This is a genomic window from Limosilactobacillus mucosae DSM 13345 (assembly GCF_001436025.1).
Taxonomy (GTDB): Bacteria; Bacillota; Bacilli; order Lactobacillales; family Lactobacillaceae; genus Limosilactobacillus; species Limosilactobacillus mucosae.
Genome location: NZ_AZEQ01000037.1, coordinates 1 through 7972, shown reverse-complemented (window position 1 = coordinate 7972; position 7972 = coordinate 1). Strand labels below are relative to the sequence as shown.

Sequence of the window (7972 nt, the reverse complement as noted above, 5' to 3'; positions counted from 1 at the left end):
ACTTTAGCCGATGGTGGTTGACTAATCCGTTATGCATGATTGGTTAAATATTAGTGTGTTTTTTGATGAGCGATTAGCTAAATACAATCGGTGTTCCGCTATTGATTTCCTTTGAAAACTTGCGGATCATGATAATCACATAAAAACAGCTCCATTCCGGTTGATCCGTAATGGGGCTGTTAATTTTGGTATTATAAGATTTTCATCAACGGGATGCTTTAGTTGTGTCGTTTCTTAAAGAGACCCGTGAATGAAAGTGCCAGACTAGACAGACCAAGTCCAAAGACAGCCAGGATACCGGCAGATTCTTGGTTACCGGTTTGTGGCAACGTCTTTTGTCCAGTAGTCGTGTCGACAGCAGTCTTGTTGCTGGTGTTGATAGGAACAGCCGGTTGAACGGCATTTGGCTGTGATGGAGCAGCTGGCGTTACCGGAGTAGAAGGCTGGTCCGGAGTCGTCGGCGTGTCTGGCGTTACTGGTTGATCAGGCGTGTCTGGCGTAACCTGATCAGCATGGTAGGTAACCGTAACTTCAGAGTCAGCAGTGTTTTCATCAACTGTCATCGCAGCGACCGTAGCCGTATCAGGCGTCATGTTGGCAACCGTTGGAGCGTCGACACTATCAAATTGACCAGAATTCCAAACGGTAGTGGATACACCGGTAGCCAGGTCAGTAGTCTTAGTACCCTTTAAAGTAACCGTTTGAACCGTATCGTTAGCAACGGGATTGCCATTTTCGTCAACAAAGTGAATGGTCCGCTGTACAGTATGCTCAAGATTCTCAGCAGTGGTGTTGTGGTGGTAGGTAACGGTAACTTCTGTGTTGTCACTCGTTGCGTTAACTGTTTGGGAAGCCATCGTTGCGGTATCAGGAGTCATATTGGCAACAGCAGGTGAGTCCACACTAGCAAATGTATCACCATTAACTGCTTCCCAAGTAAATACGGTTCCGGCAGCATCAGTTGGCGTTCCGTAGAAGGTCAGTGTTTGCGTAACATCATTAGCAACGGCTTGATTGTTGTCATCGCCATCGACGTAGTGAATCGTCCGCGTAATCATTTTGACTGCCTGCACGATAACTTGCGCGGTTGCAGTTACGGTATCTTGATCATTGATTTGGTAGATGTAGGTAACGTTGTAGATACCTGGCGTGGTTAAGTTACCATCAGCATCCAGCGGCAGGTTGGATGTGTCGACTTGGTAGGTTCCGGCGCCACCAGTCGTGCTGTAGGCTAATTCCTTTTGCTCGGTAACGGTCATTGAGGATTGATTGGTGAACTTGACGCTTGGATTCTGTTGCAGGTTCAGCGCTTGATTCCAGCTGCTGCCACTTGGCAAGGTAACGTCCTGTAGCAAGAAGACGGGCTGTACTTCTACATACAGTTTGGTTGCGGAACCATCTGGATGAGTCGTACCAAAAGAGAAGTAGTTGTAGGTCTGCCAAAGATCGTGGCCGTTGGGAGCGATATTGGTCGAGTAGCCAAGATTCTTGACCGCGTTAAAAATATTAATGGCATTGATTCTAAAATAGCCATCGGTAAACAGCGTATCTTCCGCGCTGCCATTGGCAAAATTGGTTACGGTAACGTCGTTTGGTGAAACGTTAGGCATGGCTGCTTGAATGTCAGCTGGCGCGTCTTGGTAGCGACCGTTGGCATTCTTGATAACGGCGTGGTAGCTGCCATTGATGTTTTGAATGGCGCTGATGGTATCAGTTGCTGGTACGGCCAGTCGCATGTTTAGTGAATGGATGTCATCAGAATAGAAATTGCCGTCCGCATCCCAGTAGTAGAAATATTCATCAAACGTCATGTTGCGCGCGGCCTGGTCTTGTTCAAGCGCTTTATCGGCAGTATCATCCGCCAGTGCTGCCAGCTGCTTTTTCATTTGTTCCAGGTTGGCGATCTTCATTGGAACGGTAGCAGTCAGCGATTGCCCAGCTTGCAGCGTAGCCACGAATTGAATCTCAATCACCTGATCCCAGGAGAAATCTGCATTCTGCATCAAATCAGCCAGCGTTTCAAAGTCGCCGGCCGTGATGGCATAGTAGACTTCCAAATCGTCTGGCAAGGAGCCGGTAGAGGAGGTAAATTGAATGCCGTTGCCGATCTTGTCAGTAGCGATAACCGGTTTAATTATGTTTACGTCTGTTGAATTATTGGCGGCAAACGTTGGCAGCAAGACGATTTCTTCAACTTTGCGACTGTCAGAATTATTGTTGGTAACGACCGTGTTGACGTCGAAAGTACCATCGAATTGAGTGGCATTTAAAATTGAGGTGCCGTTATATCCAGTCGTCTGGTTGTTAGCCGTGATGCTGACGCCATGTTGAATGTTATCAACTGAAGGCGCTTCGGAACTATTTTGATCAGAGTTGATGATGGTCTGATCAGCTTCGGTTGTTTGTGAAGCAGCAGTCGTAGCTGATTCAGTAGTTACAGATTGCGTGTTGGCGGTTGTTAAGTCAGTGTTTGACTGAGTAGCAGCGGCCTTGTCGGTATCCGAGTTAGTGTCAGTTGCAGTTTGGTTGGTCGTGTCTGTGGTAGTCGTGTTTGAATCCGTGGCAGCTGAATTAGTGTCAGTCGTAGACTCAGTTGCATCAGTCTCAGTAGTGCTAGTTGTTGATTGAGCCGCATTGGCCGTTAATGTAGTCGTAACTGCACCATTATCGCTGGTATCGGCATGAGCGGTTGTTACGCTGCTGCCGATAAAGAACAGACTGGCAATTGCAACGGAAGCAATTCCAGTCCCTAACTTACGTAGCGAAAATCGCAGTTGGTGATCGCTGGCTTTTTTGATTTTCAAATTGTGATTATTTTTACTAAGCATGGTGTAATCATCCCCTTATGTTTGGCTAAAACTATCATTCGTATGATAATCAAGTCAAGGATTTTATAACCCATAATGATGCAATTGATGCACAGATAAAGCTTTAGCAAAATTAAAAGTTTATAAGATATGATAAAATTCTCATATCTTATAAATGTTGATATAATACTGTTTTTAGACGATGTATACACGATGCTGAGTAATGAAATCAATAAGCGTAAGTTGATTATCGCTTGAATAGGTAATCTTCGAATGTAGTTTATGCATTAATAGTTACCAAAAGGGATGAATTGAGATTTAAAGTGCGGATTAGGAAGAAATTGGTCAAATGTCGCTCGTTATTAAATCTTAAAAGCGGTAAAATCTAAATTAGAAAAAAGATTATTGACTTGAAGGGAAGTGTCGATCATGAAAAAGACATTATATGACGGCGAACATTTTCAAGTAGTTCTGGAAAGCAAGCAGCCACTGGTTAAAGGCGTTAAAACCGACCTCCACAAACTGGCTGGTGTAATGCTGGCAGCTGGGGCAGCATGGTTATTAACAAAAAAGCATTAAAATGATTGAGCTGGTATAATGCTCAGTCCAACGTAATAAAACCGTTCAATCGGCTTGGCCGGCTGAACGGTTTTTGCATTACAAAGATAGGGTTGTAGGTGAGTTGCGTCAGAACTATGGTACCAAAATACTCGGTGGTAGGTGATGAATTGTTGGGGATGCTGAATAGATGGTGAAATCAACGAGTCATCAGTTCGAGTATTGATAAAGCGATGGACTTGAAGCAATTTATTCAAAAATTACTGCATAAAAACATATGATAAAACCTTCATTACCTACGATCGGGAAAAATCAAAAATGGTAGGTAAACTGCGCCGTAAATTATGCATGGTTGGCTGCGAACATGCATTTAAAGCCATTCAGCCAGATGATCCGACGATGGTTTCAATAAATAAATTAAGTAGTTTCTAAAACTATGTAAAGCGTTGCCAAATCGGTGATAAATATGGTATGATTGCCCCAAGTTATTGGATTAAAGGAGAGATTTTCATGCCATTGGTACACATTGATCTGTTGGAAGGTCGCACTGAAGAACAACTCAAGGCGCTGGTTAAGGATGTTACGGCAGCTATCTCAAAGGATGCCAATGTTCCTGAAGAACGAATCCACATCGTATTAAACGAAATGCGCAAGGATCGCTACAGCGTGGCTGGCAAGATGGTCAGCGATAAGTAAACGATTAGCCGCTGCATGGCCTCGGGTCGCCAGCGGTTTTTTTGCGTCTCAAATGGTGCTGACGAACGGATCCTGATAGTCGCTGCCGCCGCTGTTATTAGGTTTAAGCAATGAGAAAATCGTCAATGACGGTAAGCCTAGGCATCGTGAAAAACTGATGCAGTAAGTTGGTATGATAAACCCGCGCATCGAGAAAATAGTTGATGCTGGGAAGCTCAAGCATCGAGAAAATATTAATGCAGCAATGCACGACTAAGGAGCCTGATCAGCCAAGAATCCAGCATTGAAAGTGATGCAGGCAAATCAGATTCATCAAAATTACGTTAGCGCCTTAGCACGAGAAAGGACATAAGCTTATGAGTGACGAACAATATATTATGGCAATTGATCAAGGAACGACCAGCTCGCGTGCAATCATCTTTGATCACCAAGGACATGAAGTTGCAATGGCTCAACAAGAGTTCCCACAGTATTTCCCTAATCCAGGCTGGGTTGAGCATGATGCTATGGAAATCTGGGACAGTGTTCAGTCAGTAGTCTCAGACGTCATGATCAAGTCACAGATCAAGCCTTACCGAATTGCCGCCATTGGGATTACCAATCAGCGGGAAACGACGGTTATCTGGGATCGCCATACTGGCAAGCCGATCTACCATGCAATCGTTTGGCAGTCCAAGCAGACCAGCGCAATTGCCGAGCAGCTGATTAAAGATGGCTACAAAGATATGATCCATGAAAAGACGGGGCTGGTAGTGGACTCTTATTTCTCTGCGACCAAGATTAAGTGGATTTTGGACAACGTACCTGGTGCGCGAGACAAAGCAGTCAATGGCGATCTGCTGTTTGGCACGATTGACACCTGGCTGTTATGGAATCTGACAGGCGGTCGCGTACATGCTACCGACGTTACCAACGCCAGCCGGACGATGCTGTTTAATATTCACACGCGTCAATGGGATCAAGACATCTTAAAGCTTTTGGACATTCCAGCCCAGATGCTGCCAGACGTGCGCTCCAATTCTGAAGTGTATGGCTATACGGGCGACTATCACTTCTTCGGGGTTGAAATTCCGATCGCGGGGATGGCTGGGGATCAGCAGGCGGCTTTGTTTGGTCAGGCTGCTTACGAAAAAGGATCTGTTAAAAACACATATGGTACCGGAGCATTTATCGTAATGAATACCGGTACCGAAGCCACGCTGTCGAAAAACGGTCTGCTGACGACGATTGCCTATGAATTAAACGGTCAGTTAAACTACGCTTTGGAAGGCTCGATCTTTGTAGCGGGCTCGGCAATTCAATGGCTGCGTGATGGACTGCAGTTCTTTACCAAGGCCAGCGAATCAGAAAAAATGGCTGTTGAAGCCGGCTCAACCGGTGGTGTTTATGTAGTGCCGTCATTTACTGGGCTGGGCGCACCATACTGGGATCAAGAAGTGCGTGGAGCGATGTTTGGCTTGACACGGGGCTCCAATCGTCAAAGCATTACGCGGGCAACGCTGGAATCGATCGCCTACCAGACGCGGGACGTCGTTGATACGATGGTTAAAGACACCAATTTGCCGCTAAAAGCACTGACGGTCAACGGCGGGGCTTGTCGCAACGACTTTTTGATGCAGTTCCAGGCTGATATTCTGCAAACGCCGATTGAACGAGCACAAATGGAAGAAACTACGGCACTGGGCGCAGCTTTCCTGGCTGGTTTGGCAGTCGGTTTTTGGAATGATCAAGAGGAGCTCAAGGAACTTTCCAAACTGGGCGATGAGTTTATGCCGTTGATGAAGCGTGAAAATGCCGAACAGCTTTACCAAGGCTGGCAGCGAGCAATTAAAGCCGCTCAGTTCTTCAGCCACGGGGAATAAAGTGCTGGGAATGATTAAGCTGCATCCTATGACATCATGACCTTAGTTCCACGCGAGAATAAAGCATTGGGAACCATTAAGTTGCGTTTTAGGAGAAATGCTACTCTTTGGGGCAGCGATTTGCTTAAACAGCGGCACATTGATTATTCTTAGCGGCAAAATAATAACTGGTAAAACGCCTTGTCTGGCCTGGCAAGGCGTTTTCAAATTGCAATGCCGATTGAAATCAGCTATAATTATGACGTAAACAAAAAGGCTAACGCGCTGGTAACACGTTAGCCCGAATGTCCTTGAAAATCGACAGTGCTTACACTTTAAATTGATTAAAGTTTTACACCATCTTAGAGCTGCAACTCATAAAGATGGTTTCTCTTTTTTGGTCAGAAATGACTGACCATGTAGCAGCCGGCAATGAGGGAAGCAATCACAATGATTACGACCGTGGCCAAGGCTGCGTACTGAACGCCAATCGGCAAGCCGTGCAGTTCATGCAGAACAGCGGCAAGACCTTTTAAGTCGGCGCCATCTTGATGTCGGTTTGACACTTATGGATCCCTTTCATAATGATGGGAAGCGTCGCACGTTTTTTCAACTCCTTCATTGGCATCGCTCCCTTCGAAAAGCAAAGCACCGCCAATGTTCTTTGAAAAAATATTATACCATAATCGGGTCAGCGGTTAGCTGGCTCGATTTTTTTGTAAACTTTCTCAAATTGATTTGGTAAAGTTCATCTTATTCAGTGGATCGTCGTGCCGGGCAAGCAATCATCCAGCATTGTGCTTGCTATTTTGTTGGAAATCGTTTCTAGGTTATAATTGTTCTAGAATCGATCTGAAAGAAGGGATGACGATGCAAGAGAAAAAAGCATTCCACGTTAATGGCTATCTGGGATTAATCGTTACGATTGCAGTCGCGGTTTTAGGAGTTTGGCTGTGCTATCGCGGTTACGCTGATCAGCAGCATGGTGAGTTGGCAGTCGGGGTCGTCTTAATTTTGCTGGCTGCACTGTGCGCTTCAGCATTGACGATCGTACAGCCTAATGAAGCTAAAGTGCTGACTTTTTTCGGTAACTACATTGGTACGATTCGCGATGCCGGCCTGTTTATGACAGTGCCGTTAACGGACAAGGAGAGCATTTCCCTACGAGTACGCAATTTTAACTCTCAGATTTTGAAGGTTAATGACTCAAAAGGGAATCCGGTTGAAATCGCGGCCGTAGTGGTCTTTAAAGTCGTTGATACGGCGCAGGCTCTGTTCAATGTTGATGACTATGAGGAATTCGTTGAGATTCAAAGCGAATCTGCCGTGCGTCACGTTGCCAGCGAATATCCGTATGATACATTTGATGAGCAGGATAAGCTGACGCTGCGTGGGAATCCGACTGAAGTTTCTGACCGCTTGACACAAGAACTGCAGGAACGGCTTAACGTGGCTGGCGTGCAGATTTTGGAAACGCGGCTGACGCACTTGGCATATGCCACGGAAATTGCCAGTGCGATGCTGCAAAGACAACAATCCGCGGCGATTCTGTCAGCACGTAAGATTATCGTTGAAGGCGCCGTTTCGATCACAGAAGATGCTATGGAGCGGCTGGCCAAGGAAACGGATTTAAATCTGACTGATGAACAGCGCTTGCAGGTCATTAACAATATAATGGTAGCAATTATTAGTGAACGCGGCACGCAGCCAGTAATCAATACTGGAAAATAACTGAATTTATCTTTAAATGCTTAATCGCACGCTCTAGCTGTCAAAGGCAGGGCGTGCGATTTTTTATGAATGAGAACGAGACTTTTACCGTACTGCCAGTTGATGGCTAATTTAACCGGTTTAAGTCTTGGAAAGTGAGATTATTAGGGTAGTGGTCGGAAATTGGGGAGAAGTCCGGGGGCAATTTGGGATAGTGGTGGTTTGCCTGGGAATACTGAAAATGGGTTAGCGAGCATCGCAAAAAGGCTAACTTAGTGAAGAAAATCAGGCTTTGACCAGTTGAAGGCTTTGCGATTACCTACTATTCGCTGATTTTGGGGAGTGTAAAATATTTTGTGT

6 protein-coding genes are annotated in these 7972 nt (G+C 45.5%); 4 read left to right on the top strand and 2 right to left on the bottom strand.

Annotated elements, in window-relative coordinates; translation table 11 throughout:
- Positions 1-218 precede the first annotated feature (218 nt).
- The gene (locus FC47_RS09835) at positions 219-2828 is read right to left on the bottom strand and encodes a mucin-binding protein (protein WP_056968774.1); all 2610 of its coding nucleotides are present in this window, start codon (positions 2826-2828) and stop codon (positions 219-221) included.
- A gap of 408 nt (positions 2829-3236) precedes the next feature.
- Here FC47_RS09835 and FC47_RS10655 point away from each other — a divergent pair, with 408 nt between their 5' ends.
- The 3 genes from FC47_RS10655 to glpK all read left to right on the top strand — a co-directional run bounded on the left by FC47_RS10655 (position 3237) and on the right by glpK (position 5923).
- Positions 3237-3386, top strand: a complete 150-nt coding sequence (locus tag FC47_RS10655) for a hypothetical protein (protein ID WP_155519183.1) — start codon at positions 3237-3239, stop codon at positions 3384-3386.
- Positions 3387-3836: 450 nt separating this feature from the next.
- Positions 3837-4061: a 2-hydroxymuconate tautomerase gene (locus FC47_RS09830; RefSeq protein WP_334312691.1), complete on the top strand. Its 225-nt coding sequence runs from the start codon at positions 3837-3839 to the stop codon at positions 4059-4061.
- Positions 4062-4417: 356 nt separating this feature from the next.
- The gene (glpK, locus tag FC47_RS09825) at positions 4418-5923 is read left to right on the top strand and encodes a glycerol kinase GlpK (protein ID WP_006499106.1); all 1506 of its coding nucleotides are present in this window, start codon (positions 4418-4420) and stop codon (positions 5921-5923) included.
- Positions 5924-6303: 380 nt separating this feature from the next.
- On the opposite strand, the gene FC47_RS10650 is transcribed toward glpK, so the two are convergent.
- Entirely contained in the window at positions 6304-6468 is a 165-nt protein-coding gene (locus FC47_RS10650) for a hypothetical protein (RefSeq protein ID WP_006499105.1), read from the bottom strand.
- A 304-nt stretch (positions 6469-6772) separates the two neighbouring features.
- Between FC47_RS10650 and FC47_RS09820 the strand changes: the two genes are divergently transcribed.
- On the top strand, positions 6773-7633 hold the full coding sequence (locus FC47_RS09820) for an SPFH domain-containing protein (protein WP_039944826.1): 861 nt from the start codon (positions 6773-6775) through the stop codon (positions 7631-7633).
- The last annotated feature ends 339 nt before the right edge of the window (positions 7634-7972 follow it).

Excerpts from the sequence above, each read along its gene's own strand:
- FC47_RS09835 (WP_056968774.1), bottom strand. The coding sequence starts at position 2,828 with ATGCTTAGTAAAAATAATCACAATTTGAAAATCAAAAAAGCCAGCGAT.
- FC47_RS10655 (WP_155519183.1), top strand. The coding sequence starts at position 3,237 with ATGAAAAAGACATTATATGACGGCGAACATTTTCAAGTAGTTCTGGAA.
- FC47_RS09830 (WP_334312691.1), top strand. The coding sequence starts at position 3,837 with ATGATTGCCCCAAGTTATTGGATTAAAGGAGAGATTTTCATGCCATTG.
- glpK (WP_006499106.1), top strand. The coding sequence starts at position 4,418 with ATGAGTGACGAACAATATATTATGGCAATTGATCAAGGAACGACCAGC.
- FC47_RS09820 (WP_039944826.1), top strand. The coding sequence starts at position 6,773 with ATGCAAGAGAAAAAAGCATTCCACGTTAATGGCTATCTGGGATTAATC.